This is a genomic window from Chryseobacterium suipulveris, from assembly GCF_022811685.1.
Taxonomy (GTDB): Bacteria; Bacteroidota; Bacteroidia; order Flavobacteriales; family Weeksellaceae; genus Kaistella; species Kaistella suipulveris.
The window spans coordinates 833,053-856,294 of sequence record NZ_CP094532.1 but is presented as its reverse complement, the minus strand read 5'-3'; the positions used below and the strand labels follow the sequence as shown (position 1 = coordinate 856,294).

At 41.8% G+C, this 23,242-nt stretch carries 27 protein-coding genes; 12 read left to right on the top strand and 15 right to left on the bottom strand.

Translation table 11 applies throughout. The features are described from left to right. Window positions 1-10 precede the first annotated feature (10 nt). A complete protein-coding gene (locus MTP09_RS04055; RefSeq protein ID WP_243551592.1) occupies window positions 11-412 on the bottom strand; it encodes an LNS2 domain-containing protein in 402 nt (133 codons plus the stop codon). Window positions 413-710: 298 nt separating this feature from the next. Here MTP09_RS04055 and idi point away from each other — a divergent pair, with 298 nt between their 5' ends. The 3 genes from idi to MTP09_RS04040 all read left to right on the top strand — a co-directional run bounded on the left by idi (window position 711) and on the right by MTP09_RS04040 (window position 3,049). Next, window positions 711-1,220 (top strand): isopentenyl-diphosphate Delta-isomerase, encoded by a 510-nt coding sequence (gene idi / locus MTP09_RS04050; protein WP_243550726.1) that lies wholly within the window; start codon window positions 711-713, stop codon window positions 1,218-1,220. Window positions 1,221-1,649: 429 nt separating this feature from the next. Then, window positions 1,650-2,732 (top strand): glycine cleavage system aminomethyltransferase GcvT, encoded by a 1,083-nt coding sequence (gene gcvT, locus MTP09_RS04045; RefSeq protein ID WP_243550725.1) that lies wholly within the window; start codon window positions 1,650-1,652, stop codon window positions 2,730-2,732. A gap of 44 nt (window positions 2,733-2,776) precedes the next feature. Further along, entirely contained in the window at window positions 2,777-3,049 is a 273-nt protein-coding gene (locus tag MTP09_RS04040; RefSeq protein ID WP_243550724.1) for a hypothetical protein, read from the top strand. 85 nt (window positions 3,050-3,134) lie between these two features. Here the strand turns inward: MTP09_RS04040 and MTP09_RS04035 are convergent, their stop codons facing one another. Then, the gene (locus MTP09_RS04035) at window positions 3,135-3,488 is read right to left on the bottom strand and encodes an arsenate reductase family protein (protein WP_243550723.1); all 354 of its coding nucleotides are present in this window, start codon (window positions 3,486-3,488) and stop codon (window positions 3,135-3,137) included. A 23-nt stretch (window positions 3,489-3,511) separates the two neighbouring features. Between MTP09_RS04035 and MTP09_RS04030 the strand changes: the two genes are divergently transcribed. Further along, complete coding sequence (locus tag MTP09_RS04030) at window positions 3,512-3,652, top strand: hypothetical protein (protein WP_243550722.1); 141 nt, start codon at window positions 3,512-3,514, stop codon at window positions 3,650-3,652. 350 nt (window positions 3,653-4,002) lie between these two features. Here the strand turns inward: MTP09_RS04030 and rny are convergent, their stop codons facing one another. From rny to MTP09_RS04000, 6 genes are all read right to left on the bottom strand, one after another. Beyond that, window positions 4,003-5,577 (bottom strand): ribonuclease Y, encoded by a 1,575-nt coding sequence (gene rny, locus MTP09_RS04025; RefSeq protein WP_243550721.1) that lies wholly within the window; start codon window positions 5,575-5,577, stop codon window positions 4,003-4,005. Window positions 5,578-5,860: 283 nt separating this feature from the next. After that, the gene (locus tag MTP09_RS04020) at window positions 5,861-6,148 is read right to left on the bottom strand and encodes a cell division protein ZapA (protein ID WP_243550720.1); all 288 of its coding nucleotides are present in this window, start codon (window positions 6,146-6,148) and stop codon (window positions 5,861-5,863) included. Continuing rightward, entirely contained in the window at window positions 6,148-6,450 is a 303-nt protein-coding gene (locus MTP09_RS04015) for a V-type ATPase subunit a family protein (protein ID WP_243550719.1), read from the bottom strand. Before MTP09_RS04015 ends, MTP09_RS04020 begins: the two co-directional genes overlap by 1 nt. A gap of 129 nt (window positions 6,451-6,579) precedes the next feature. Then, a complete protein-coding gene (gene porT / locus MTP09_RS04010; RefSeq protein ID WP_243550718.1) occupies window positions 6,580-7,365 on the bottom strand; it encodes a type IX secretion/gliding motility protein PorT/SprT in 786 nt (261 codons plus the stop codon). 1 nt (window position 7,366) lies between these two features. Further along, the gene (gene ubiE, locus MTP09_RS04005) at window positions 7,367-8,029 is read right to left on the bottom strand and encodes a bifunctional demethylmenaquinone methyltransferase/2-methoxy-6-polyprenyl-1,4-benzoquinol methylase UbiE (RefSeq protein ID WP_243551590.1); all 663 of its coding nucleotides are present in this window, start codon (window positions 8,027-8,029) and stop codon (window positions 7,367-7,369) included. Between the two features lie 68 nt (window positions 8,030-8,097). Next, entirely contained in the window at window positions 8,098-8,667 is a 570-nt protein-coding gene (locus tag MTP09_RS04000) for a hypothetical protein (RefSeq protein ID WP_243550717.1), read from the bottom strand. A gap of 98 nt (window positions 8,668-8,765) precedes the next feature. Between MTP09_RS04000 and MTP09_RS03995 the strand changes: the two genes are divergently transcribed. The 4 genes from MTP09_RS03995 to MTP09_RS03980 all read left to right on the top strand — a co-directional run bounded on the left by MTP09_RS03995 (window position 8,766) and on the right by MTP09_RS03980 (window position 11,947). After that, window positions 8,766-9,833 (top strand): 3-oxoacyl-ACP synthase III family protein, encoded by a 1,068-nt coding sequence (locus MTP09_RS03995; protein ID WP_243550716.1) that lies wholly within the window; start codon window positions 8,766-8,768, stop codon window positions 9,831-9,833. 66 nt (window positions 9,834-9,899) lie between these two features. Then, window positions 9,900-11,105: a metallophosphoesterase gene (locus MTP09_RS03990; protein WP_243550715.1), complete on the top strand. Its 1,206-nt coding sequence runs from the start codon at window positions 9,900-9,902 to the stop codon at window positions 11,103-11,105. Window positions 11,106-11,118: 13 nt separating this feature from the next. Beyond that, window positions 11,119-11,613, top strand: a complete 495-nt coding sequence (locus MTP09_RS03985; RefSeq protein WP_243550714.1) for a GNAT family N-acetyltransferase — start codon at window positions 11,119-11,121, stop codon at window positions 11,611-11,613. 91 nt (window positions 11,614-11,704) lie between these two features. Beyond that, window positions 11,705-11,947, top strand: a complete 243-nt coding sequence (locus tag MTP09_RS03980; protein ID WP_243550713.1) for a hypothetical protein — start codon at window positions 11,705-11,707, stop codon at window positions 11,945-11,947. A 153-nt stretch (window positions 11,948-12,100) separates the two neighbouring features. Here MTP09_RS03980 and MTP09_RS03975 read toward each other — a convergent pair whose 3' ends face one another. Next, entirely contained in the window at window positions 12,101-13,480 is a 1,380-nt protein-coding gene (locus tag MTP09_RS03975) for a tyrosine phenol-lyase (protein WP_243550712.1), read from the bottom strand. A 298-nt stretch (window positions 13,481-13,778) separates the two neighbouring features. On the opposite strand from MTP09_RS03975, the gene MTP09_RS14400 reads away from it, so the two are divergent. Beyond that, complete coding sequence (locus MTP09_RS14400; protein WP_263008872.1) at window positions 13,779-13,913, top strand: hypothetical protein; 135 nt, start codon at window positions 13,779-13,781, stop codon at window positions 13,911-13,913. A gap of 48 nt (window positions 13,914-13,961) precedes the next feature. Here MTP09_RS14400 and MTP09_RS03970 read toward each other — a convergent pair whose 3' ends face one another. The 4 genes from MTP09_RS03970 to aceA form a co-directional block, all read right to left on the bottom strand. After that, window positions 13,962-15,095, bottom strand: a complete 1,134-nt coding sequence (locus tag MTP09_RS03970; protein ID WP_243550711.1) for a LuxE/PaaK family acyltransferase — start codon at window positions 15,093-15,095, stop codon at window positions 13,962-13,964. 8 nt (window positions 15,096-15,103) lie between these two features. Beyond that, window positions 15,104-15,871: a UDP-2,3-diacylglucosamine diphosphatase gene (locus MTP09_RS03965; protein WP_243550710.1), complete on the bottom strand. Its 768-nt coding sequence runs from the start codon at window positions 15,869-15,871 to the stop codon at window positions 15,104-15,106. Between the two features lie 82 nt (window positions 15,872-15,953). Then, window positions 15,954-16,397, bottom strand: a complete 444-nt coding sequence (locus MTP09_RS03960; RefSeq protein ID WP_243550709.1) for a 6-pyruvoyl trahydropterin synthase family protein — start codon at window positions 16,395-16,397, stop codon at window positions 15,954-15,956. Between the two features lie 536 nt (window positions 16,398-16,933). Continuing rightward, entirely contained in the window at window positions 16,934-18,220 is a 1,287-nt protein-coding gene (aceA, locus tag MTP09_RS03955) for an isocitrate lyase (RefSeq protein ID WP_396022244.1), read from the bottom strand. Window positions 18,221-18,288: 68 nt separating this feature from the next. Here aceA and MTP09_RS03950 point away from each other — a divergent pair, with 68 nt between their 5' ends. Further along, on the top strand, window positions 18,289-18,633 hold the full coding sequence (locus MTP09_RS03950; RefSeq protein WP_243550708.1) for a hypothetical protein: 345 nt from the start codon (window positions 18,289-18,291) through the stop codon (window positions 18,631-18,633). On the opposite strand, the gene aceB is transcribed toward MTP09_RS03950, so the two are convergent. After that, window positions 18,630-20,207 (bottom strand): malate synthase A, encoded by a 1,578-nt coding sequence (gene aceB / locus MTP09_RS03945; protein WP_243550707.1) that lies wholly within the window; start codon window positions 20,205-20,207, stop codon window positions 18,630-18,632. The two genes, MTP09_RS03950 and aceB, sit on opposite strands and share 4 nt — an antisense overlap. 203 nt (window positions 20,208-20,410) lie before the next feature. Between aceB and MTP09_RS03940 the strand changes: the two genes are divergently transcribed. Both MTP09_RS03940 and MTP09_RS03935 read left to right on the top strand, forming a co-directional pair. Beyond that, window positions 20,411-21,880 (top strand): helix-turn-helix domain-containing protein, encoded by a 1,470-nt coding sequence (locus MTP09_RS03940; protein WP_243550706.1) that lies wholly within the window; start codon window positions 20,411-20,413, stop codon window positions 21,878-21,880. 18 nt (window positions 21,881-21,898) lie between these two features. Then, on the top strand, window positions 21,899-22,549 hold the full coding sequence (locus tag MTP09_RS03935; protein WP_243550705.1) for a ComF family protein: 651 nt from the start codon (window positions 21,899-21,901) through the stop codon (window positions 22,547-22,549). Between the two features lie 41 nt (window positions 22,550-22,590). On the opposite strand, the gene upp is transcribed toward MTP09_RS03935, so the two are convergent. After that, window positions 22,591-23,241 (bottom strand): uracil phosphoribosyltransferase, encoded by a 651-nt coding sequence (gene upp, locus MTP09_RS03930; RefSeq protein WP_243550704.1) that lies wholly within the window; start codon window positions 23,239-23,241, stop codon window positions 22,591-22,593. Window position 23,242: the final 1 nt, after the last annotated feature.

Sequence of the window (23,242 nt, the reverse complement as noted above, 5' to 3'; positions counted from 1 at the left end):
CCGCTCCTTATTAATCTTTGAAAACCTCGATGGTTACCTGCTTTTCAACCATATCGGTGAATTTCCCCTTGTATCGTGTCGCCTTCACGAGGTGGTTGTCGATCCAGTGGTAATTCCCGCCTCTCGGTTTTCCGCATAGAACACTGTGGTATTTGAATCCGTGTCTGTCGAGCCATTCGATCGTGATCTGTTTCAGGTTTTCAGTTCGCGACGTGAAGAAGCAGATAATGTGTCCCTGATCGTACCACCTGTTAATGGTTTCGAGTGCGTCGGGATACGGTTCGCAAGTGACCATTCTTTCGGGCTCCTCATTGGGAACATCGTCGGTAATGGTTCCGTCGATATCGATCAGATAATTCTTTACACCGTCTTTCAAAATCGGACTTACGTGATCTTTATGTTCTAATTCCATCATTAAATTTTAAGGTGCAAAATTACGAATTTTTAACCATTAAGATATTAACGATCAATTAAATCTAAAAAATCTACTGTTTATCGGCAATTGTGGTAGAACATCGTATTCCGAACATAGGAAATGGATTTTACCGAAAGCAGCTGTCCAACCTGAAATTTTCAAATGATTAAAGGAAATTTTTTTAGCTTGAATACAATTGAATCTTTGATGTAGTTAAACACTCATCAGGAAACCACCACCTCTTTTTCGGAGGAAAAATTTTTTTGGCTGATGAATAAGGCGTAAATTTGTGAGAATGGAAGAACAGGTAGTACTGATCTCGGAAAACGACGAAGTTCTGGGATTAATGGAAAAAATGCAGGCACACGAAAACGGAATCCTTCACCGGGCGTTTTCGGTTTTTTTGTTTAATGACAAAGGCGAACTCCTGCTCCAGCGAAGAGCTGCAGGAAAATACCACTCGCCGAACCAGTGGACGAACGCAGTTTGCAGCCACCCGCGAATCGACGAAACCTACGAAAAAGGCGCAAAACGCAGATTGAGGGAAGAACTCGGAATCGATACCGAAATCACGGAGAAGTTTCACTTTATCTATAAAGCAGATGTGGGCGGAAATCTTTGGGAACACGAACGCGACCACGTTTTCACGGGGAATTATAACGGCGGATTCCAACTGAACGAAGAGGAAGTTTCGGAAGTGCGCTATATCTCGATGGAAGAGCTGGACCGCGAAATGAGCGACAATCCGGAGAATTTCACGGAATGGTTTAAGATAATACTAAAAGAGTATAAAGAACACCTTTAGAAGTACGAAGGACGAAGTAGGAAGGACGAATTACGAAGTTTGAAGTTTGAGTTTGAGGTTTGAAGCTATTAGTTTCGAGTTTCAGGTCTCAAGTTTCAAGTTTACTCACAATTTGATTTATTTTTTTACTTGAGTTCGTGAATGCTTCGCATTTCAGGTTTCAGGTTTTTACTGATGACGATAAATGGTGAAATGTTGGTTAAGAAAATTCGAAAGTAAAACCGAAAGGACTTTTTAGCCCCGATTGAAATGGAAATCCTTTTTTGTGGCGGCGTCGCCGGTGCAAAAAAGATTGGAATGGAAAGCGGGACCGCAATTGCAAAGAATGCGAAACCTGGTTGCTCCTAGATAATAACTACCCGGTCCTCAACTTCGTTGATGACACCCCTTCAGAGAAGGGGAATTTAGAAATAATAAGAAAATTTAGATATGGAAAAGAAAACAGCGCTCTATAACAAACACGTTTCGCTGGGTGCGAAAATGGTTCCTTTTGCAGGGTTCGAAATGCCTGTGCAATACTCTGGTGTGACGGAAGAACACTTTGCAGTGCGCGAAAAAGTCGGAATTTTTGACGTTTCGCATATGGGGCAGTTTTTTGTGGAAGGCGATTCTGCAAAGGATCTGCTGCAATATGTGACGACGAATAATCTGGACACGCTGGAAAACGGAAAGGCGCAGTATAACTGTTTGCCAAACGGAAACGGCGGAATTGTGGACGACCTGATTATCTACAAAATGGCCGACGGAAAATATTTTGTGGTGGTGAACGCTTCTAACATCGATAAAGACTGGAATCACCTGCAAAAATACAACGAGAAATTCGGGGCGAAACTGACGAACGTGTCCGACGAGATGTCGCTGATCGCAATCCAGGGTCCGAAAGCAACCGAAACGCTGCAAAAGCTTACGGATACTAATCTTTCGGAAATTCCGTATTACCATTTTACGGAGGGAACTGTTGCGGGAGTTGCCGATGTGATTATTTCGAACACCGGTTATACGGGAAGTGGCGGTTTTGAGATTTATTTTAAAAATGACGATGCGGTGAAGCTTTGGGACGCTTTGACTGACGCCGGACAAGAATTCGGACTGATTCCTTGCGGACTGGCTTCGAGAGACACTTTGCGACTTGAAAAAGGTTTCTGCCTGTACGGAAACGATATCGACGACACGACTTCGCCGATGGAAGCTGGATTGGGGTGGATTACGAAATTCGACAAAGATTTTGTGGACAAAGAAACATTTGCAAAACAAAAGGAAGAAGGCGTAACCAGAAAATTAGTCGGTTTCGAAATGCAGGAAAGAGCAATCCCAAGACACGACTATCCCGTTGTAGACACAGACGGAAACGTGATCGGAAAAGTGACTTCGGGAACAATGAGTCCGATGAGAAACGTGGGAATCGGGTTGGCTTATGTTGCGAAACCGCACTTCAAAGTAGGTTCCGATATTTTCATCCAGATTAGGAATAAGAGTGTTCCTGCAAAAGTGGTGAAAACGCCGTTTGTATAAGAAACAAGACAAAAGGAAAAAGACAAAAGAGAAAACCGGTTGAGATGTTCAGATGGTTTTTCTATTTGGGGAGATGCTGGAAACAGAAGTTGTTTCCGATTCTGGTGTTTCTTTTGCAGCGCGTTCCTGCTTTTGTAATTGCGGGACATCGGTTGCCTGAATTGATTCCAGCCGGTTTTTTCGACGTGCTCATGATTCCCAATCCTGGAGTAAACGGCGGTCTGCAAATTTTGCAGGGCGACAAACCCTGCTGTTGCGCGTGTGAAACAGAAACCGCGGCAGATACATTTTTCACCATCCGACAATTAGACAAGTGATACTTGCTTCCAGATGGGGTTTTGTAAACGGTCTGTGCAGAAAAACCAACCGAAAAAATCAACAACAAAAAGATCGGCCAACGCATTATTTTCTTTCAAAAAATTCGGTAAGATTTTCTAAATTGCTTTTGTCGTTTCCCACAAAAATTTCTTTATCGGTGATGAAAACTGGCCGCTTCAAAAACGAATAATGATCGAGCAACAATTTTTTGAAATCCTTTTCCTGCAATGATTTCACATCGATTCCTCTTGCTTTGATCTGGGTGGATTTCTTGCTGAAAAGCGCTTCGTAGGATTTGGTTTTTGCGTACATTTCCGCCAGTTCGTCTTTCGTGATCGGTTCTGATTTTATTTCCCGCAGCTCCCAATCCGACAGATCTTTGTCGGCCATAATTTTCTTGTTGGTTCCGCAGGTTTTCAGGTAGAATACTTTTTTCATGGTATAAAGTTACTGAAGTTTTAATGATCTTATCCCGCCTTCAGGAACTTTCCGAATTTCTTCGTTTTGCCGTCTTCAACGAAATCTCCGTTTTCGAAAATCAGGTTTCCATTCACAAAACCTTCTCCACCAAATCTTCGGCGCGGTTCACCAGTCGGCTGTAATTGTCGAACTCCTCGGATGCGTCGATAATTTCCGTTTCGGAAGGAACCTCAAAAAGTTAGGAACTAATTTTTTTGATCACTCCTTCTTCAATCAGAATATGTTTTAGACGGCACGATCATCTTTGTCTCCCGTAAAGACGAAGCCGTTTTTGATGAGGATATTTTTCATTTTAGCTTCTGTGTTTGATTCCGCATAAAGTTAATCAAAAAAAATACTGACAATTCATTAATAAATAATGGATTACATAATTTTCGACTTTGACAATGAGTTCAATACAACAAAAAATCCTTCCAAAAAAATGAAAGGATTTAATTCTACGGTCTTCGGACTTCTGTCTTCAAACTGTTTTCTATCTCGCGATATTCACCGCCCTTGTTTCGCGGATCACAGTGATTCTAACCTGTCCTGGATAAGTCAGTTCGTTCTGGATTTTTTCTGAGATGTCGTAGGAAAGTTGCGCGCTCTGTTCGTCGTTTACTTTTCCACTTTCCACCATCACTCGGAGTTCGCGTCCTGCCTGAATTGCGTATGCGCTGGAAACTCCGTCGAAGCTTAAAGCCGCTGCTTCCAAATCTTTCAATCTTTGGATATAGGATTCCAAAACTTGTCTTCTTGCTCCTGGTCTCGCTCCGGAAATTGCATCTGCAACCTGGATAATTGGTGAAAGAAGCGAGGTCATTTCAATCTCGTCATGGTGTGCTCCGATCGCGTTGATTACTTCGGCATTTTCACCATATCTTTCCGCCCACTGCATACCGAGTAAAGCGTGAGGAAGTTCTGATTCCTGCTCCGGAACTTTTCCGATGTCGTGAAGAAGACCCGCTCTTTTCGCAAGTTTCACGTTTAGTCCGAGTTCTGCAGCCATCGTTGCGGCAATATTGGCAACTTCTCTAGAGTGTTGAAGCAAGTTTTGCCCGTAAGAAGAACGGTATTTCATTCTACCTACAATTTTCACAAGTTCTGGGTGAAGACCGTGGATTCCCAAATCGATGATGGTTCTTTTACCCACTTCGATGATTTCTTCCTCGATCTGTTTTTTGGTTTTTTCTACCACTTCCTCGATTCTTGCGGGGTGGATTCGTCCGTCGGTTACCAAGCGATGCAAAGAAAGCCGTGCGATTTCTCTTCTAACCGGATCGAAACAAGATAACAAGATTGCTTCAGGAGTGTCGTCAACAATGATTTCGACACCTGTCGCGGATTCCAAAGCACGAATGTTCCGTCCTTCTCTACCGATGATTCTACCTTTCACCTCATCAGATTCAATGTTGAAAACGGAAACTGAGTTTTCGATCGCCTGTTCCGTACCGATTCTCTGAATGGTCTGGATGACGATTTTCTTGGCTTCCTGTTTTGCGTTGAGGCTGGCTTCTTCCAGAATGCTTTGTACGTGAGCTTGCGCTTTCGTTTTGGCTTCTGCCTTCATTGCTTCCACCAGTTCGTTTTTGGCGTCTTCAGCGGAGTATCCGGAAATTTTCTCTAAGATTTCAACTTTCTGTGCGGTAATCGCGTCGAGTTCGGTTTGTTTTCTTTCGAGGATTTCGTGTTTCTTACGGTAGTCGGCAATTTGTCTGTCGAGGTCTTTTTCGAGTTTGCCTGTTTTGCTCAGCTCGTCGTTGAGTTTGCTTTCCTTGTCTTTGGTGCGTTTCTCGGCTTCCTGCATTTTCTTTTCACGCTGCTGAATGTCGGCGTCATGTTGCGACTTCAGTTCAAGGAATTTTTCTTTTGCCTGAAGGTGTTTTTCTTTCTTCACAGCTTCTGCCTGTACAGTAGCTTTTTCTATAAGGTTTTCAGCATTTTTCTTCGCATCGTCGATGATGAATTTTGCCTTGGTGTTCAGCGAGCTTTTGGAAAGAAACATTCCGATTGCGGTACCGATTGCAAGACCAACAATGCCGATAATAATAGCGATAGTTGTTGTCATATATATAATTATTGTTTCACATTTGAGGTTTGAGGTTTGAGGTTTGAAGAAGGGGTAACTTCAAACTTTAAACTTCAAACTTTAAATAAAAAAAAGCCCACAATAATTCAGTGATATAAGAGTAAACTCCTAATCAACACGTTTTGAACTGATTTCTTTTCTCTGTAATCTGCGCGAGGCAGCACGCCATTGAAAAGACTTTCGTCCGGTAATTGTTTAGCGTTGAGTTTACCTTTAATGTGTTAGAACTATTGTAGGCAGTCGTTTCCCGGAAAAGAAAAATCTACTTTTCCAGCGCTTCCAAAATCTGGTTAATCTGGGTTAACCTTTCGTTGGCCGCATTCATATTTTTTTCGTTGGTGACTTGTGAAACTTCCGCATTGGTTCCCAGTTTCAGGGCACACATCGCTAAAGCGTCCTGCTTGTCTCTAACGTCGAAATTTCTTTCAAAATCCTTAATCATTCCTTCAATCTGCTTCCCGACTCTTCGCAGGGTTTCTTCTTCTGCTGCGGGCACATTCAGCGGATAATTTCTTCCGGCAATGGTGATGGTAATTCTTCTTACTTCCATTACAGTCCGCTGTTTTGAAGTTCTGCAATACAGTGGTCCACTTCTTTGATCAGTCGGTTGATATGGGTTTTCATCAACCGGTTATAATCCGGGTTTCCTGAGATTGCTGAGTAAAGTTTTATATTTTTATGTTCTTCTGCTAATACCTGATTGCTCTTTCTTTCCTCGTCATATTTCTTCTTCAGTTCCTCGTGCTCCCGACTCAGTTCTTCAAATCGCTCACTAAGATTCTGGTAGTTCTTCCTGATATTCAGAACCTTTTTTTCCAGCTGCGAGAAATTATTTTCTAAATCTTTGAGCATTTCAGGTTTATTCTAACTATTAAGCAAAAGTAAAAAAATTAATTTGAAATGTGAATTAATTCTTAAATTCTTTTAACAAAAAAAGAGAGTCTGCACAACCCTCTTTGTCTGAATGTATTACAATTTTTTCTATTCAAATTTAAGCACAAACATAAATGCACGAGTTTTCGCAGTCGCGATTGCAGCACTCCAATACGGTGGCGTACCGGCATTATCGGCAACCATCTCGTCATTAATCATAAATGTTCCGCGAAATCCTGGAGTCAATTTAAATCTACTGAAGTAAAACTGCATTCCGATTTCGGCAGTCCACGCAAAATTACTGGATGTGGTTCGGAAAATCCCATTCATATTGTCGTCCGCAGATTTGCTGTTTGATTGCAGGTTGACCATCCAGTTTACCCCAGCCGCAGCGTATGCTCGAGAATTGTACCATCTATCGCCGTGAACCTCGATTAAAAGGGGAACATCGACGTAGGTAGATTTCACGTTACGCACTTTGTCGGCATCCGTAAGAACTCTTGGAGTAAAAGGTTCGTTGGCCGGAGTTTCTGCTGCGTACTGATCGTTGGACTGTGTATCGAATAAAATTTCACGCTGCATGAACTGAAGCGCAGGTTCGATACGAAGGTCGAAATGATCGTTCAGCCGCATTTTTCCGATGAGTCCGGCTCCGAAGCTGTAGGAAGATTTAGTCTGCACGAGACTTTTCTGTCCGTCCATTCCGAATTTTGGATCGAGAACTAATTTATAGTCAAAATTATTGGCAGCAAGATAAAATCCGTAACTGAATTTCTGGTTGTCGAATCCTTCCAGATTATCCATCCTGTCTCTTGTCCTGAAAAGCTGTGCGTCCAGAAGTGTCGCCAAACAGAATGCAACGATGATATTTGTTCTAAAGAGAAATTTCCACATACTATTTGGTTGCTTTGTAAATGGTGGCAATGCCTAAACTTAATTTTTTGTATTCTACTTTCCGAAAACCTGTGTTGAGGAGAATCGCTTTCATTTTTTCCCCAAACGGGAAAGCGTTCACAGAGTCGGGAAGATAGGTGTACGCTCGGTTGTCCTTAGAAACAAACTTGCCGATTTGGGGCAAAATATTTTTAAAGTAGAACATATAAAACGGCTCCAAGAAACCTTCAACCTTCGAAAACTCCAAAATATAAACGCTTTTTTCCTCCTTCACTACCCTTCTCAGCTCCGCCAAACCTTTTTCAAGATTCTCGAAATTCCTGACTCCAAATGCAACGGAAACCGCATCGAATTTATTGCTTTCGAACGGAAGGTTTTCAGCGTCGCCTTTCTGCATTGTAATTTCGCCGTCTAAATTAAGTTTTTTTATTTTATCAATACCTACATTGAGCATTTGCTGCGAAAGATCCAAACCGACCACTTTTGCTCCGGTTCCTTTCTGTACTGCAATTGCCAAATCGCCGGTTCCGGTCGCTACATCCAGGACTTCTTTGGGTTGGTCTTTGTTCATCCACCTCACGAGTTTGTTTCTCCAAAGCACATCAATCTTCATAGAAAGTACGTGGTTCAGCAAATCGTATTTCGGCGCGATATTGTCGAACATGTCTTCAACTTCCTGCTTCTTTCCCGCTTCTGTATTGTATGGTTTAACCTGGCTCAACTGGTATTTTTTTAAAATTTATAGTATTCTTTATAGTAATTCAGATAATCCTGTTTGCGGAAAATCTTTGTTCTCGACTCCACTTTTTGGATGTTTTTCACCACCTGATCATAATCTTCATCAATATTGTAGTAAAAATCGTCGGTGTAAAGCTTGTAAAAACGGATCGGTTTGTTCAAGTAGTTTTTGCCGTCGATTTCAGTGGCTCCTCTTGCGGCAATTAACGAGTCCTTGTTCAGTCCGTAACCGTAAAACTGTTCATTGATGTAATAATCCTGATGAGCGATATTCAATAAACCCCGGTCTTTTCTCACCACGAAAGCTGAATCGTAGAGCAACTTCTTCTGTCCATCGAAAACTTTCACGCTGTTCTTCCCTTTGTTTAAGTTCACCTTAAAATTCTGTCCGGCAGAAATAATCTGTTCCGCACCGTTATTGATTTTAAGATAATAAGTGTTCACCGTAGGATTATCTACAAGGTAATAATTCTTTTTTGCAAGAAACAGAAAATAAATCACAAATGCGGCAACTACGGCAAAAACCGAGAAAATCAAACCTTTAGTTGACGGACTTATTTTCATGAAATCAATGGGATAAAACGTTGCAAATTTACTAATTATTTTGTTTTTACGTGGTACAAGATTAATTCTTAACTTTGCCTAAATTTTTCAAAAAAAGTATGCCCAATACAATCATTATAGGTTCAGGTAGTTACATTCCGACTAAGGTAATCGGGAGAGAACATTTTATGGACTCTGATTTTTACACCGACGAAGGAGACAAAATCAACAAACCCAACGAAGAAATTATTCAGAAATTCATCGAGATTACTGAGATTGAAAACAGGCGGTATTTGGAAGATGACGAGTACAATTCTGACTTGGGATTTCGCGCTGCAAAAGAGGCAATCTACGACGCACAAATCGATCCAGAAACGATCGACTATATTATTTATGCCAGCAATTTCGGCGAGGTTGATAAGAACGGGATGAGCAACTTCATGCCTTCAATGTCGGCAAGAGTGAAGAACAAACTGGGAATCAAAAACAGAAGATGCATCAATTACGATATGATTTTCGGTTGCCCAGGTTGGGTTGAAGCAATGATTTTGGCAAATACTTTAATTAAAGCAAACAAAGCCAAACTGATTTTGGTGGTGGGTTCAGAAACTTTGAGCAGAGTAACCGATCCATACGATAGAAACAAAATGATTTTTGCTGACGGAGCCGGAGCTGTTGTGGTAAAAGCAACTGATCAGGAAAACGTAGGAATCATCGCCGACGCCACGATTTGTGATAACGATGCGGAACTCAACTATCTTGAAAATTCGCCGTCGCTGAACAAAGAGGTCGACCAAAAACCGCTGTACATCAGAATGCACGGAAGAAAAATTTATGAGTACGCCTTAAAAAATGTTCCCGATGCGATTAAGGAAACCATCGATAAAGCGGGATTGACGATTGACGACATCGACAAGATTCTGATTCATCAAGCCAACGCGAAAATGGATTACGCCATGATTTCGCGGCTTTTCAAACTCTACGGAAAAACCGATTACGACCACGATATCGCACCAATGACGATTCAGCAGTTTGGGAATTCTTCGGTTGCAACGATTCCGACCATGTACGACCTCATCATCAAAGACGAAATGAAAGGTCACCGTTTCAAGGAAAAAGGAAACATCGTTTTCGCATCTATTGGTGCGGGAATGAACATCAATGCGATTGTGTATCGGTTTCCGTAACCGAAAATAATATGATTTACTGAAGGCACAAAAATTGGTTTTGTGCTTTTTTAATTAAAAACACCGATGCAGAAAAACATCCTCATCATCACCGGAATTATTTTCGTGCTGGAATTTTATGTGTACCAAGCGTTTAAGACGGTTGTTTCAAATCCGTGGCTTCGCGTCGGTTACTGGGTGGTCACTTTATTGATTTATGGCTTTTTCATCTACGAAGTTTTGGGATTCAGCCGAAGCGAAAAAGACCACCATCGAATCCAGGTGATCGCGTCGATCCTATTGATTTTCTTGATTCCGAAAATATTCGTCGTATTTTTTCTTTTGCTGGAAGATATTTCGAGGTTCTTCAGGTATCTTTTTACAGTCTACGCAAAACCAGAATCCTACTTTCCTGAAAGACGAAAATTTCTAAGCTTGATCGGTTTGGGAATCGCGGGGATATTCTCGACCATGGTTATCGACGGAATTATCTTCGGAAAATACCGACATCGAGTAAGAAAGGTAAAACTAAAAATTGCGGGACTACCAAATAGTTTCAAAGGGTACAAAATCGTTCAGATTTCCGACATTCATGCAGGTAGTTTCTTTAATCCAGAAAAACTGAGAGGCGCAATTGATTTGATTAATGAGCAGAACGCCGACTTGGTTCTATGCACCGGTGATCTTGTGAATAATTTTGCGGAAGAATTTCAACGGTTTGTCCCGCTTTTCAGTTCCATCAAATCAAAAGACGGAAAATTTTCCATCCTCGGAAACCACGACTACGGCGATTATGCACAGTGGAAATCTCCACAGGATAAAGCCCAAAACATCCCAAATCTTGCAAAATATCAGAAGGAGGCGGGATTTGAGCTTCTAAGAAACGAACACCGAATCATTGAAAAAAACGATGAAAAGATCTATATTCTCGGCGTTGAAAACTGGGGCGAAAAACCATTTCCACAATACGGCGATCTGGATAAAGCTTCATCGGGAATTCCTTCGGAGGCGGTGAAAATCTTGATGAGCCACGATCCTACGCATTTTGATTTGGTGGTAAAAAATCATCCATCGAACGTGCAGCTCACGCTTTCCGGACACACGCACGGAATGCAGTTTGGCATTGACTTAAAAAATGTTCGTTGGAGTCCCGTTCAGTATCGATACAAAAAATGGGCGGATCTGTACGAAAGCGAAAGGAAATATCTTTATGTGAACCGCGGTTTCGGAATTATCGGTTTTCCGGGACGTGTCGGAATTGAACCAGAGATTACCCTTTTTGAATTGTCTTAATTAAATATCTAAAATGATTTCCTTTAAAAAAGCTAAAGAAAGCGACATCGAACTGATCAGAACACTTGCGGAAAAATCCTGGAATTCTGCTTACGCTGAAATTCTCACTCGCGAACAGATCGACTATATGCTGGGACAAATGTATTCCGTGGAAGAACTTACCTCTCATCTCAACAGTCCCGACTATCCATATTTCTTGATTATTAATGATGAGATTCCCGCCGGATTCCTCGGTTTTGAATTTAATTACGAAAAAGACACCACCAAACTCCACCGCATCTACCTGATTCCGGAAATGAAGGGAAAAGGTTTGGGCAAAACCGCCATTCAATTCTTAAAGGAAGAAGTGGCAAAATCAGGTAACAATCGGATTATTCTGAACGTCAACAAACAGAATAATGCTAAGAACATTTATGAATCACAAGGTTTTCGGGTATCTGAAGAAAAAGTTGTGGACATCGGGAACGGCTTTGTAATGGACGATTACATGATGGAATTCCTGCTTTAAGCCAAAACGGAAATCCCAATTTCTGAATCTGATTTTATTTTTTGGTACGGTTTTAGAATGACAAAAGTCATAACATCAAAAAAATAAAATTATGACACGCGCTAACTTAACTTCAAAAATTCAAATGCTGGTTTTAGCAGTAATGGCAAATACAGCAACACTATTGGTAAAAGCACAAGAAAAAGCTCCAGACCTCAAAGTAGATGTTGACATGAACAAAGGCGGAGACGCAATGGGAGGAGACTGGATGAGCAACCCTCTTGTTTGGGTAATCGGAGCATTGGTTTTGATCGTTCTGATTGCACTTGTTGCGAGAGGAGGAGGAAGCAAATAATTCTCCATTCATAAACAGATAAATTCTGGAATTAATGGACTGCCCCCAAAAAGTTAGAGATTTTTTAGGGGCAATTCATAATGGTTCGGGATTTTTTATGAACTATTTATAAACCTTCAAGGATTTGGAATTCTCGAAGGTTTATTTTAAATGCTAAAGCTGTTCAAATCTCGCCTGGAAAAATCTCAGATACTTCGGTTCATAAATCATTTTAAGACCTTTGATCTGATTTCTTCTTTCATAAACTCTGGCAGTAGATTCGGCAATTACGTCCATGTGTGCTTGTGTATAAACACGTCTCGGAATTGTAAATCTCACCAATTCCAATTTCGGGTGATAATTTTCTCCGTTAGCTTTTCTTCCGGCAGAAACTATCCCGCGCTCCATAGTTCGGATTCCGGCATCGAGGTAGATTTCTGCAGCTAAAGTCTGCGCCGGAAATTCATCCTGGGGAATATGCGGCAGAAACTGTTTGGCATCCACAAAAATCCCGTGTCCACCGATTGGTTTTACAATGGGGATCCCGAACTCATCCATCTTGTCTCCCAGATAAATTACCTGTCCGATTCTGGCTTTCATGTGCTCATCCTGAACACTTTCGTGAATACCTATCGCCATTGCCTCCATATCTCTTCCGGCAAGTCCGCCGTAGGTGTGCAGACCTTCGTAAACCACCACCATATTTCTAGCTTCTTCAAATTTTTCAAAATCATTCAGCGCCAAAAACCCGCCGATATTGACCAATGCATCTTTTTTACCGCTGAACGTTCCACCATCAGTATAACTGCAGATTTCTTTCACGATTTCAGCGATGGTTTTCAGGCGGTAACCTTCTTCTTTTTGTTGAATGAAATAGGCGTTTTCAGCAATCCTCGTCATATCGAGCATGATTTTGATTCCTTTTTCATGGGTGTAAGCGCGGAGTTCCTTCAGGTTTTTCATGGAAACCGGTTGTCCTCCTGCAAGATTCACTGTTACCGCGACGCAGATGTATGGAATATTATCCGCGCCATATTCCTGAACCAGCTTTTCAACCTTGTTTAAATCAACATTTCCTTTGAAAGGATATTCCGAATTGGAATCGTGCGCTTCATCAATAATCACGTCGTGGAACACCGCGCCCGCCAATTCCTGATGGAGTCGTGTGGTGGTGAAATACATATTTCCGGGAACGGTATCTCCAGGTTTTATCATGATTTGGGAAAGAATATTCTCGGCGCCGCGTCCTTGGTGCGTGGGAACGAGATATTTGTAGCCGTAAACTTCTTGGACGGCTTTTTCAAGATTATAATAGTTTTTACTTCCGGCATACGCTTCGTCGCCGCGCATCATTCCGCTCCATTGTTCATCGCTCATCGCGCTGGTTCCGCTGTCAGTAAGGAGGTCGATATAAACGTCTTCAGATTTCAGCAGGAATGTGTTGTAACCCGCTTCTATAAGTGCTTTTTTTCTTTGTTCAGGGGTGGTCATTTTCAGGAGTTCCACCATTTTTATTTTGTAGGGTTCTGCCCAACTGTCTCTTTTTGGTAACATTTTTTATTTTGTTTAAATTAGTACATAATGAATAATGGAAAATCAAAATGAGATTCCAAATCAGAAACTGAAATACAAACAAAATTTAAGTTGGTTTCCTCAAAAATTTTTTAAAGAGAATCATCGTGAATTCGTCGAGATAGAATTCACTGTATTTTATCGTAATAAGGTCGGCGATTCTCAAAGTCAGATTTTTATCTTATCAAAGATACTAAAGAATTTATTGTATAGTTTGTGATTCTCGTCATACAGTTGGCGTAATAATTGTAATTACGCATTATATCAAAAAAATTAAATTATGAATCCAGCACTTTTAAGAAGAATCCTGATGTGGGTTGCGCCGTTTGTAGTCGGCTATATCGTAAAGAAATACGAAGAGAAGCAAAACAGAAAGCAACAGGAACAAGCAATGGCAAAAAAAATTGCCCCTTAAATTTAAGCTCTGTTAATCAGGGCTTTTTTATTGCAGGAACCAACAAGATCACGAAACCAACAAACTGCACCCGCGAATATCCGAATGGTCGATCCTGCCCAAAACCTGAAATCTACTTTTCTGGATCAGCGATTTGTCATGCTGAGGTTCTCGAAGCATATTAACCGACTCATTTCCAAAACTTAATTTTCCCTTGTCATTCCGAGCATAGCGAGGAGCCTCAACATCGTTCACGATTTTGCCCAAATCCTGCGTCGCAATAAACGAGCACGAATGCCTGTTCGCCAAATCAACGATATTTACCGCACCGTTTCTTCCGTTCTCGACATAGGAAAAAGGATCTTCGGTGTTTCTGATCAAAACCCGCATCCAGTTTGGAGTTTGGTAAATATTTTCTCCCAGCGAATATGCTTGCGAAAGCAGTTCGGTCATCGAATATTCCGAAAAAATTCGGTCGGTTCCGAAACCTTTCTGTAGAATTTTTAGAAGCTCGTCTTTGGTCATTTCCTCTTTTCTGCCTTTCATTCCGCCGGTCTCAATCACAGTTAGAGTGTTGGAGAGTTGGAGCGTTGGAGATTGAGTTTCCTCACTGCGCTCGGAATTGCAGTAGTCGAGGAAATCTAAGAGTGCGAAGGAAACACCGAAGAGGATTACTTTTTTGCTTTCTGTCACGCTGAGGTTCTCGAAGCGCTCCAGCAAATCAAAGAGTTCGGAATGGTTGTAGAGGAAATAGCCGTTTTCGGGTTTTGCCGATTTCTTCATCAGAAAATCAACCATATAGATGAGTGAGGAATGAGGATTCTCGGAATAATTCGGCAAAAGTCCGAGGAAAATATAGTCTTCTGGTTTCCCGATAAACTGTTCGAAACTCCTGTAAATGCTTTCTTCATACAGTTTGAAATCGGCGATATAATGTTTCGACCTCGTCTGAATCTGCGTCGTACCCGAACTTTGAAAAAAATCTGCGGCTTCAAAACCTTTGTCCAAAACCAAATGATTTTTAAACATCTCGATTGGCAGAAAAGGAATTTTCTCAACTTCGTTAATTTCGTTTGGATTAATGTTAAGATAATCAACAAACTTTCTGTACACCTCCACATTTTCATACTGATAGCGGAAGGTTTCCAGACACGCGGTTTGGAATTCTGATTCGGTTGTTATGTTGAAATTATCGGATTTCAAGAAAATAGTTAATAAGATTTCAACTCAAATTCCTTCTGAAATTCTCCGTACGTAAAGTAAGAAATCCAGTCGCCCAGGTTGATGTATTTCGCAGAATTCTCACCCGATTTCAAATCTAAAACCATCGGCAAATGTCGGTGCCCGTAAATGAAATAGTCGATTTTTTCGGATTTCAGCTTTTCTTTGGAATAGATGATGAGGAATTCTTTGTCTTCTCCCAAAAACGCCTTGTCTTCCTCACCCGAAATCAGTTTGTTCTTGGTCGAAAAATAAATCGCCACCTTCATCGCAATATCGGGATGAAGCCATTTGAAAGCCCACTGTGCAACCGGATTGGTGAAGAGTTTCTTCATCCGTTTGTATCCTTTGTCACCCGGACCGAGTCCGTCTCCGTGCGCGAGGAGAAAATTCTTACTATCGATTTCAAAATTCTGTTTCTCGAAAAAAACAGTGCATCCGATTTCGTCCTCGAAATAGTTTTTCATCCACAAGTCGTGGTTTCCGACAAACATATAGAGTTCGATTCCTGAATCCTTGAGTTCGGCGAGTTTTCCCAAAACCCGCACATAACCTTTTGGAATCACGTGGTTCCACTCGTGCCAAAAATCAAAAAGATCGCCCATCAGAAACAAAACCTGCGCATCACTCTTGATCTCGTCCAACCAGCGGATGAACTTTTCCTCACGCTGCTTGCTTTCAGCGGGAGTCGGCGCACCGAAATGCTGATCGGAGCAGAAGTAAACTTTCTTGTCGGGTTGAAGGAGGATTTTTTTCAAGTTTCAAGTTTCAGGTTTCAAGTTTCAGGTTTTGAGTTCCCGTTTTGGAATTTTCAAATTTTCAAATCAGCACATTTTCAAATTAATTATCTTCCGCAAACCACTCTCCGTACGAGTTTTCGGTTTCGTGGAGTTTGAGGTAGGCCAAACTTACGTGGTTGGGAAGTTGACTTTTGATTTTCTCCGCGATGTCGTACAACATATTTTCGCAGGTTGGCTGGAAGTTGCAGTAGATTACTTTATGGCCTTTCTGTTCCAAATCTTCGCCGAGTTCTTTGTGTGGAGAAAGTGCGTTGATCAGAACCGCGTGATCCCAAACATCGATAATTTCGGACTTCACAATTTTCTTGATGTCGCCGAAATCTACGACCATCCCGTTTTTTGGATCATCAAGATTAATGATGGGCGTTCCTTTTACCGTGACAAAAAGTTTGTACGAATGTCCGTGCATATTCTTGCATTTGCCGTCGTAATTGTAGAGAACGTGGGCGGTTTCGAAGGTGAAAATTTTGGTGATGCGAATCATGGTGCAAAGATAAAGAAAGTTGGGAGAAGATTGCAGCGGTGGAGATCTAACGCAAAAATTGCTTTTTTTTAAAACCACAAAAGGAGCAAAAGAATTCCGCTAAACACTAAATCACAAAAATCTTAAACTATGCGTTTAGTAGATAACAAAAGAAAAAATCGAAGATTTTTTTAGCTTTTGAGTTCTCTTCGCTTATTTTATTTCAATTTTATCATTATTATAGTTAATCTTTTGCGACTCCTTTTGTGGTTTATTTTAAAATGCATTTGCCCCGGTTTCAGAATTTCCAATGGTCGATTTGATGAAATCCTTGCTTAGAAATCCTAAATCCGCGTGAGCGATTGCAACGGAAATCCTTTTTTTTGGATGGGCATTTTGGTGCTGGAAAAAAAGATTGCAGTGGAAAGCGCGGTTTTTTCGGCGGAGGGATTTTGCGGAGGGGAAAAACACGCCAAAAAAAACCTCCCGAAAAAGCTCGGAAGGTCATCACAAATAACAATTAAAGATTATGGAATCGAATTCTTAATTATTCATTCTTAGTGGAATTGCGCCGCTTCCGTAGAATCCTTCATCGCCACCACTGAGGAATTTCCTGCGGTAACCACGGTCTGGATTTCGTCGAAATAAGAGGTGCCCACGAAACTCTGGTGTTTCACTGCGCGGAAACCTTCCTTCTGCAACGCAAACTCTCTTTCCTGAAGTTCGGAATATCCTGCCATTCCGCGGTTTTTGTAAGCGAGCGCCAATTCGAACATCGACGTGTTCAGTGCGTGGAAACCTGCCAAAGTGATGAACTGGAATTTGTAGCCCATTTTCGCCAACTCCTCACGGAACGTCTCCATTTCGGCAACCGAGAGTTTCGCCGCCCAGTTGAAGCTTGGCGAACAGTTGTACGCCAACATTTTTCCCGGATATTTTGCGTGGATTCCTTCGGCGAATTTTCTGGCGTAATCCAGATCGGGATTCGAAGTCTCCATCCAGATCAAATCTGCATACGGAGCGTAGGACAAACCTCTGTCGATTCCCTGCTTTACTCCATTTTTCACCTCGAAGAAACCTTCGGAAGTTCTTTTTCCGGTCACGAATTTTTTATCTCTGTCGTCGATATCGGAAGTCAATAAATCTGCAGCATCAGCATCGGTTCTCGCCACCAAAACGGTCGGAACGCCGCACACATCGGCCGCCAAACGAGCCGCGATGAGCTTGTTGATCGCTTCCTGAGTCGGTACCAAAACTTTTCCACCGAGGTGTCCGCATTTTTTCGCGGAAGAAAGTTGGTCCTCGAAATGAACTCCAGCTGCTCCTGCTTCAATCATCTGCTTCATCAGTTCGAAAGCGTTCAGATTTCCGCCGAATCCTGCTTCAGCATCGGCAACGATCGGAACGAGGTAATTTTTGCGGTTGACTTCGTCCACTTTATTTACCGACTGGATTTGGTCGGCTCTCAGTAAAGCGTTGTTAATTCTTTTTACTACGGAAGGAACCGAATTCGCAGGATAAAGCGATTGGTCGGGATACATTTCGCCGCTCAGATTCGCGTCTGCCGCAACTTGCCATCCTGAAAGATAGATTGCCTCCAAACCTGCGTCAACTTCCTGCACCGCCTGATTTCCTGTCAATGCGCCCAAACCTGCCACGAAATCCTGGCTGTTCAGTTTTTCCCAAAGTTTCTCCGACATCAGTTTTGCGATCGTGTAGTCGATTTTGTACGAACCGCGCAGTTTCAGTACTTCTTCGGCGGAATAAGGTCTTTTCACGCTGTTCCATCTTGGGTTTTCTAACCACTCTTTTTCCAGTTGCTGGATTTGTTCTTGATTTTTCATAATATTTTTGGATTTTATTGATTTTGTATTTTTGGGCGTGTCCTTTTGGTTTTTGCCACTTCTGTTCCTTGAAAAAAACCAAGCAGGCCGCGCTTTCCGTTACAATTCCTCGTGCCTTTGCTTTGGCCGACGCTTACTGCGGGATTTTCACTTCAATCGCTCACGCGACAATTGCACGTTTCTTTCTTTGCGTATATTTTTTGATTTCGTCATTTTCACCCAATGCTATTGCTGTCGCGGCTTCGCCGCTCAAAACATCAGAAAATGATTACCCGACTTTCGTCTTTGATCTTTTATCTTGTTTCTTGTTTCTTTTGCCTTGTTTCTTTTGCCTTGTTTCTTTTGCCTTGTTTCTTTTGCCTTGTTTCTTTTGCTTTGTTTCTTTTGCCTTGTTTCTTTTGTCTTTACTTTAAAGATATTCGTACGCTTTCAAAGTAAGGAACTCCTCGAAGTTGTCGTTCAGAACAAGATCGTTGAAAATATCCGTTGCCAGTTTGAATTTTCCGAGGTAGTACCTTTCTTCGCCTACATATTTTTTGATTTTCTGAAGCTCCTCTTCTTCCCATTTCAAAATCATTTCAGGCATCAAAGTTCTGCCGTCGTCGAGTTTTGCCTCGTTTTTCAGCCATTGCCAAACCTGGGTTCTTGAGATTTCTGCGGTTGCAGCGTCCTCCATTAAATTGTACAGTGCTGCAGCTCCTGTTCCCATCAACCACGACTCGATATAGAGAATTCCGACGTTGATGTTTTTTCGGACACCATTTTCAGTAATGGTTCCTGTCGGGATTTCAAGGAGATTTTCTTCGGTGATTGAATATTCCTCAAACTTTTTGTCGATTTGGTTTTTGTCGGGCATCAATTCATCGAAAATCTTTTTCGCCACCGGAACCAATCCTGGATGAGCAACCCAGGTTCCGTCGTGTCCGTTTCGCACTTCGCGCTCTTTGTCGGCGCGCACTTTTGTGTAGGCGATTTCGTTTTCCTCCTCGTTGTTTTTCACGGGGATTTGTGCCGCCATTCCGCCCATTGCGTGGACATTCCTTTTATGGCAAACCTGAATTACCCTTTTCGAATAAGCACTCATAAAAGGCGAAGTCATCATTACCTGATCTCTGTCGGGAACAAGGAATTCGGGCAGATTTCTGAATTTCTTGATGTACGAAAAAATATAGTCCCATCTTCCACAGTTGAGTCCGGAGCTGTGTTCTTTCAGTTCGTAAAGAATCTCGTCAAGCTGAAAAGCTGCAGTGATCGTCTCGATAAGCACCGTCGCTTTGATCGTTCCGTGAGGAATTTCCAGGTAATCCTGTGCGAATTTGAAAACGTCGTTCCACCATTCCGCTTCCTTATAATGCTCCAATTTTGGAAGATAGAAATACGGTCCAGTTCCGTTCGCGATTAGTTTTTTGGCATTTCGGAAAAAGTAGATTCCAAAATCGGTGAGCGAACCGGAAGTTTTATCGCCATTGATTTCGATATGTTTTTCTTCGAGGTGAAGTCCGCGTGGACGAACCAAGAGCGTTGCGGTTTTCTCGTTCAACTGATATTTTTTTCCTACTTCATTTTCAAAGGAAATTGTCTTGCTGATCGCGTCGGAAAGATTGATCTGTCCTTCCATACAGTTTTTCCAGGTCGGCGAATTGCTATCCTCGAAATCTGCCATAAAAGTTAAAGCCCCCGAATTCAGAGCATTGATGACCATTTTGCGGTCAACAGGACCCGTGATTTCCACTCGTCTGTCGAGCAAATCTTCCGGAAGTGGATTACAAACCCAGCTTCCGTTTCTGATGTCGGAAGTTTCAGGAAAGAATTTCGGAAGTTGGTGGTGGTCAAATTCCACCTGCTTCATTTTTCTTGAAACCAAAAGTTTCTTTCTTCTCTCGTTGAACTGGTTGTGAAGTGCAGTGAGAAAATCCGTCAGTTCAGGAGTAAAAATATAGTGATACTGCTCTTTTGCGAGGATTCTGAATTGAGTTACCGTTTCCATTTTCAAGAATATTTTGTGATTTGATATTGCAAAACTAAAAAAATATTTTCACTTATAGCGAACGTTCGCTAAATATTTCTAAAAATTACTATGCGAACAATCGCTGTTTTTTGTTTAACTTTGTATCCATCGGATTTCGGAAACTGTTTAGAAAGATTATAAATTAATTCGAAATAGTTAAATCACGGTTAAAAACAATTTAAATGGCAAACGAGGCAGATTTTATCAAAACCGTTTTTGGGCTGAAAATGAAGCAGTTCCGACAGAAAAGTGCACTTTCCCTACAGGATTTGGCGAATATTACGGGGCTTTCAAAATCATATTTAAACGAGATTGAAAACGGCAAAAAATTTCCGAAACACGATAAAATTGTACAGCTTTCGGAAGCGCTGCACTGCAGCTACGACGACCTGGTTTCCACGAAACTCGACAAAACGCTGGAACCGATCGCCGAAATTGTACAGTCGGATTTTTTCAAGGAAATTCCACTCGACCTTTTTGGAATCAACAAAAACTCACTCATCGGAATAATCAGTGACGCACCGAAAAAAGTGACGGCATTCATCAACACACTGATTGAGATTTCGAAGAATTACAACCTCAGCAAAGAACGTTTCTATTTTGCGGTGGTGAGAAGCTTTCAGGAATTGTACGACAACTATTTCCCAGAAATTGAGGAACAAGCATCGGACTATATTTTTGAAAACAAAATCTCCGTAAAACCCAAATCCACGGAACTCGAAAAGATTCTCACCGAACAGCACGACTACGAAATCCAGTCGAGGGATTTGGAAAAATACGGCGCGTCGGGAAAACTTCGCTCGCTCTTCGTCCCCGAAAAGAAACTGCTCATTCTGAACCAGCTTTTGGATGAAGACCAGAAAACGTTCATTCTCGCAAAGGAAATCGGGTACAGTGTTTTGAACCTTCAACCTCGTCCGAACACTTATTCCTGGCTGGATTTCACGAGTTTTGAGGAGCTGCTCAACAATTATTACGCTTCCTATTTTGCCGGATGTTTGCTGATCCATCAGGAAACTTTAACCCAAAAACTCAGCGAGTTTTTCCAGAACCGCGATTGGAAACCCAAAGATTTCGAAGCACTCATCGCGGGATTCACCAACTCGCCCGAAACGTTTTATTATCGGTTGACCAATATTCTACCACAGGAATTTGGTATTAAGGACATTTTCTATCTCTGCTTTACCAAAAAGAAAAATTCAGATAAAATACAGATTCTCAAAGAATTGCACCTTAACCAGCAACAAGCTCCGCACGCGAATGCAACCAACGAGCATTATTGCCGACGATGGATCGCCGTGAAAAACCTGACGAATCTGAAGGACAACGAAAAAGTGACCGATGCGCAAATCTCGCACTACAAGCACAACGGCCTGACTTACCTCGTGATTTCAACCTCGCAGAAAAATCCTTTTTCCGACGGGACCAACAGAAGTTACTGCATCGGAATCCTCCTGAATTCCAACTCGTTGAAGAAAATAAAGTTCTCGAAAAGCGACAGCATCAAAACGGTGAACGTCGGCGTGACCTGCGAATCGTGCAGCATTCCCGACTGCGAGGAAAGAAAAGCGCCACCAATCCGGCTCGAAAAAGAACTCTTTAATGAAGACATGAAGAAGGCCATCGAAAAAATCAGGAAGGATCTGCTGTAAATTCTGTAATTTTAATGGATGTTTCTGAACCTCCTTTTCCCGAACCGTTGTTTAGAATGCGGAACGATGATTTCCGCGGAAGAACTGGTTTGCGAAATATGTTTTGAAAAAATTCATTTTACCCACGACGATTTTAATGACAACAATCTGCTGAAAGAACGATGCAAACTACTCTTTCCCGTGGAAAACGCTTTCGCACTAATGCAGTTTGATAAAGAAAGTCTGAGCCAAAAAATCATCCACAACCTGAAATACGGAAGCCGCGAGAAAATCGGAAAAATTTTGGCAGAATGGACTTCCGAAAGAATTTCCTTTGAAAATGGAAAACCAGACCTGCTTGTCCCCGTTCCTCTTCATCCAAGAAAACTTAGGAAACGCGGCTACAACCAGCTCCATCTTTTTACTGAGACCATTTCAAGAGATTTCGAAATTCCATTCGACCTTCATTTGGTACGGCGAAACTTCTACAAAAAAGCACAGGCAAAGAAACGACGGGAGGAAAGAATTCAGACAGAGAATATTTTTTCCATTAATAAGGAAGTCACAAACAAACATATTCTGCTCATCGACGACGTTTTTACCACAGGAAACACGATGGCTTCAATGGCGTGGGAAATCCTGAAATCGGAGAATAACACAGTGAGTGTTTTGGTGATGGCGATGGATTGATCCTCTCCCTAAATCCCTCTCCAAAGGAAAGGGACTTAAGTTTATCGTTGAAGTTTTTCGCCATAACTTAAATCTCCCGCATCGCCTAAACCTGGAGTGATGTATCCTTTTGAGGTGAGTTCCTCGTCGAGCGCGCCGATCCAAATCTGTGATTCCGGATAAGCTTTCTGTAAAGTTTCAACCCCAATTTTCGATGCGATTGCTGCGACGATGTGAAGTTGGGTCGGTTTTCCGTGATTCAATAAATCTTTCAAAGCTTCAATCAAGCTTGCTCCTGTTGCAAGCATTGGATCTGCGACGATTAATGGTCTTCCGTCGATATTTGGGCAGGTAAGATAATCCTGTTTGATGGAAAAATAATCGTTGGCTTCATGTTTTCTGTAAGCGGCAACGAATCCGCAATCCGCATTATCAAAATAATTCAAAATTCCCTGAAACAAAGGAACTCCTGCTCTCAAAATCGTAGTAATAACGGGCTGCACAGCAATTTCTTTAACCCTGATTTTATCTAAAGGCGTCCGGATTTCCAACTCTTTCTGTTCGAGACCTTTTGAAATCTCGAATGCAGCTATTTCGCCGATACGCTCCATGTTTCTGCGGAATTTCATGCGGTCGTTTTGAACTTCAGTGTTGCGTAAATCGTTAATCCAGGTGTTGACCAGCGAGAAGTTATCAGATAAAACAGTGACCATT

Excerpts from the sequence above, each read along its gene's own strand:
- ubiE (WP_243551590.1), bottom strand. The coding sequence starts at position 8,029 with ATGTTCGACAATATCGCGCCGAAATACGATTTGCTGAACCACGTACTT.
- MTP09_RS04015 (WP_243550719.1), bottom strand. The coding sequence starts at position 6,450 with ATGCTCAAAGATTTAGAAAATAATTTCTCGCAGCTGGAAAAAAAGGTT.
- idi (WP_243550726.1), top strand. The coding sequence starts at position 711 with ATGGAAGAACAGGTAGTACTGATCTCGGAAAACGACGAAGTTCTGGGA.
- MTP09_RS04055 (WP_243551592.1), bottom strand. The coding sequence starts at position 412 with ATGGAATTAGAACATAAAGATCACGTAAGTCCGATTTTGAAAGACGGT.
- MTP09_RS03990 (WP_243550715.1), top strand. The coding sequence starts at position 9,900 with ATGCAGAAAAACATCCTCATCATCACCGGAATTATTTTCGTGCTGGAA.
- upp (WP_243550704.1), bottom strand. The coding sequence starts at position 23,241 with ATGGTCACTGTTTTATCTGATAACTTCTCGCTGGTCAACACCTGGATT.
- MTP09_RS04020 (WP_243550720.1), bottom strand. The coding sequence starts at position 6,148 with ATGGAAGTAAGAAGAATTACCATCACCATTGCCGGAAGAAATTATCCG.
- MTP09_RS14400 (WP_263008872.1), top strand. The coding sequence starts at position 13,779 with ATGAATCCAGCACTTTTAAGAAGAATCCTGATGTGGGTTGCGCCGTTT.
- MTP09_RS03940 (WP_243550706.1), top strand. The coding sequence starts at position 20,411 with ATGGCAAACGAGGCAGATTTTATCAAAACCGTTTTTGGGCTGAAAATG.
- MTP09_RS04000 (WP_243550717.1), bottom strand. The coding sequence starts at position 8,667 with ATGAAAATAAGTCCGTCAACTAAAGGTTTGATTTTCTCGGTTTTTGCC.
- MTP09_RS03935 (WP_243550705.1), top strand. The coding sequence starts at position 21,899 with ATGTTTCTGAACCTCCTTTTCCCGAACCGTTGTTTAGAATGCGGAACG.
- MTP09_RS04040 (WP_243550724.1), top strand. The coding sequence starts at position 2,777 with ATGTTCAGATGGTTTTTCTATTTGGGGAGATGCTGGAAACAGAAGTTG.
- MTP09_RS04030 (WP_243550722.1), top strand. The coding sequence starts at position 3,512 with ATGATCTTATCCCGCCTTCAGGAACTTTCCGAATTTCTTCGTTTTGCC.
- porT (WP_243550718.1), bottom strand. The coding sequence starts at position 7,365 with ATGTGGAAATTTCTCTTTAGAACAAATATCATCGTTGCATTCTGTTTG.
- aceB (WP_243550707.1), bottom strand. The coding sequence starts at position 20,207 with ATGGAAACGGTAACTCAATTCAGAATCCTCGCAAAAGAGCAGTATCAC.
- rny (WP_243550721.1), bottom strand. The coding sequence starts at position 5,577 with ATGACAACAACTATCGCTATTATTATCGGCATTGTTGGTCTTGCAATC.
- MTP09_RS03980 (WP_243550713.1), top strand. The coding sequence starts at position 11,705 with ATGACACGCGCTAACTTAACTTCAAAAATTCAAATGCTGGTTTTAGCA.
- gcvT (WP_243550725.1), top strand. The coding sequence starts at position 1,650 with ATGGAAAAGAAAACAGCGCTCTATAACAAACACGTTTCGCTGGGTGCG.
- MTP09_RS03960 (WP_243550709.1), bottom strand. The coding sequence starts at position 16,397 with ATGATTCGCATCACCAAAATTTTCACCTTCGAAACCGCCCACGTTCTC.
- MTP09_RS03975 (WP_243550712.1), bottom strand. The coding sequence starts at position 13,480 with ATGTTACCAAAAAGAGACAGTTGGGCAGAACCCTACAAAATAAAAATG.
- MTP09_RS03985 (WP_243550714.1), top strand. The coding sequence starts at position 11,119 with ATGATTTCCTTTAAAAAAGCTAAAGAAAGCGACATCGAACTGATCAGA.
- MTP09_RS04035 (WP_243550723.1), bottom strand. The coding sequence starts at position 3,488 with ATGAAAAAAGTATTCTACCTGAAAACCTGCGGAACCAACAAGAAAATT.
- aceA (WP_396022244.1), bottom strand. The coding sequence starts at position 18,220 with ATGAAAAATCAAGAACAAATCCAGCAACTGGAAAAAGAGTGGTTAGAA.
- MTP09_RS03995 (WP_243550716.1), top strand. The coding sequence starts at position 8,766 with ATGCCCAATACAATCATTATAGGTTCAGGTAGTTACATTCCGACTAAG.